This is a genomic window from Streptomyces sp. NPDC020362 (assembly GCF_040642095.1).
GTDB lineage: Bacteria > Actinomycetota > Actinomycetes > Streptomycetales > Streptomycetaceae > Streptomyces.
In genome coordinates, this window is the sequence record NZ_JBFAET010000455.1 from 1 (window position 1) to 2,102 (window position 2,102).

Sequence of the window (2,102 nt, forward strand, 5' to 3'; positions counted from 1 at the left end):
TGCCCTCCTGACCGCATCCACGGCTCTGGCCGCAGGCGGCGCCCTGCTCCCCACCAGCGCATTCGCCGCCCCCGCACACACAAACACCGTCACCACGGCACCCGCAAAAGACAGCCACTGGCACGGCCACAACAGCAACCACGGACACGACCGCCACCGATCAGACAGCAACAAGAGCGGCCAGCCCACCAACATCATCGTCATCAACAACAACATCCCCATCGTCAACAACAACGGCACACCGGCCACCAACACCGGACCCGCAAACCCCGCCGGAACCCCCACCGGCGGCGGCACGAACACCGGCACCGGCAACGCCGGCGCATGAACCCCAACACGACGCCACAAAGTCGCCGACCACCCCTCACCACCACCACAACAACACCAGAACGAACCCGGGCAATCTCCGCCGCCCGCGCCGCCGCAACCGGGAGGGCAGACCACCTGCCCTCGACCGTGACTCCTGCACCCAGCACGGCGCCATCGGGCCAGGCATCAACCGCCCGAAACCGCGGCCTGGTCAAGGGCCTGCCCCATCCCCAACAGAGCCTCGCAGAGCCGGGCCCGACACCATTTGCCCCCGACGGCTCCGCAAGGCATTGCGGGATCCCGGACGTTGCCGTGCCGCGGGTCATCAACCCTGGCACTGACGGGGATGAGCCGGAAGCGACGTGAACTCCCCCAGCCTCGAACGTATGAGGACCCCATGCCACGGTGACGCGGGGGCCATCGTGTTCCCGGGTGTCAGGAGTTCCAGATCAGGCGGCCGTCCTGGACTTTCCGGTGCGTCTCCGGGGCGCCGGCGGCGATGGCTTCCATGGCGTCGGCGGTCTCGTTCAGGAACGCGGCCAGTGACGGGGACACACCTTCGTCCGTGGACGACGCGTGGCTCACCGTCCGATCTGGCCGTTGCGTGCGTCGAGGAAGCGCCCGAAGAATTGACGTGCTCCCTGGCCTAAAGTCCAGGGATTCCGGCCTGGATCGTCTGACCCTTCCGGCGGCTTCCTGCTTCAACGCGCCGTGCGGGCACGTGTGCCCGTCCTACCGGCGCTCCACGGGCGTCTAGCGTCTCCACCCGTCCGGTGGGGCCTGGCCGGCTTCCTGTTTTTGCTGAGCGTGATCGACATGCCCTTCCTGGTCAGGTTCGTTGCTGCGCCCGGAACACAGGCTGTCGTGATGGGTTCGGCGCACTTTGTTAGATCCCCCGTTTGCCGCCCACAGGGCGTGGGTGGAGCGACGGAAGGAAGGCCGCTTCAGGAACGCGCCTTCCCCATGCCTCCGTCACTGCGGTCATCTCCGCCAGACGAGTGGCAGAAGGTGCACGAGGCCGTCAGGGCGTGGTGCTTCTACGCGCCGTGGGTAGCGGCTGAGCCTGTCGCCTGGATCTGTCTCCCGACATGGTTCCTGTTCCACGCGGGCATCCCAGCGCCGACTGCCAGCCCATGACCTGAGCCGCGAGGGTAGAAAGTGAAGCGGCCGCAATGCCCAATATGAGGCCGACGGCACGCGCCCTCCCCAGCTGCTGCTTTGCGGCGTTGGCGGCCTGCGACCACACACTCTGCCAGTCCCAGACACGGCGAGCGGCCAGATCGGTTGATTCCCCCATGCGGACGATAGTGCCAGCCTGATGTGACGACGTGTGAGAAGCGGATGCAGGCAACGGGGGGCGAGATGTCGGGAGACCACGAGCCGTTATCCGACGGGCAGTTGAGTGCACCGGGTGAACCGAGTGTCCCGACGGAGCCGGCCGCACCGGGCGGTCCGAGAACACCGTCCGACCGCACGCGGCCTCCTCGTCCCCGAGCCGAGTTCCGCCAGTCGCCGTCCTGGGGGCTGTCACTACAGATCCTCGGCACCCTCATGATGGGTGTCGCGGTGGCCTGCAGGGCGATGTCCTACCGCGCCCTGCACCAGTGGAACGCCGGCCAGAGCTGGGGGCCACAGCCGCAGAACTGACCGTAACGGCCTTGATGTTGTCCGGGGGACGGTGGGCCATGCGCGAGGGAGGCCGGCACCGGGCAGAGGTGATCCAGCCCTTGGACCGCCTTCCGCAGGACCAACCCGTCGTCCTGCTCCTGCGGTCGTTTGCCGACGACGAGGGC

General features: G+C 67.6%; 2 protein-coding genes. One reads left to right on the plus strand and one right to left on the minus strand.

What is annotated here, in order from left to right; all coding sequences use genetic code 11:
- The coding region (locus tag AB0H32_RS48125; protein WP_361136027.1) for a hypothetical protein at positions 1-328 on the plus strand (328 nt) is incomplete at its 5' end.
- Between the two features lie 416 nt (positions 329-744).
- Here the strand turns inward: AB0H32_RS48125 and AB0H32_RS48130 are convergent.
- Positions 745-894 carry a hypothetical protein gene (locus AB0H32_RS48130; protein WP_361136030.1) on the minus strand — a complete coding sequence of 50 codons (150 nt, stop codon included), beginning with the start codon at positions 892-894 and terminating at the stop codon, positions 745-747.
- Positions 895-2,102 lie beyond the last annotated feature (1,208 nt).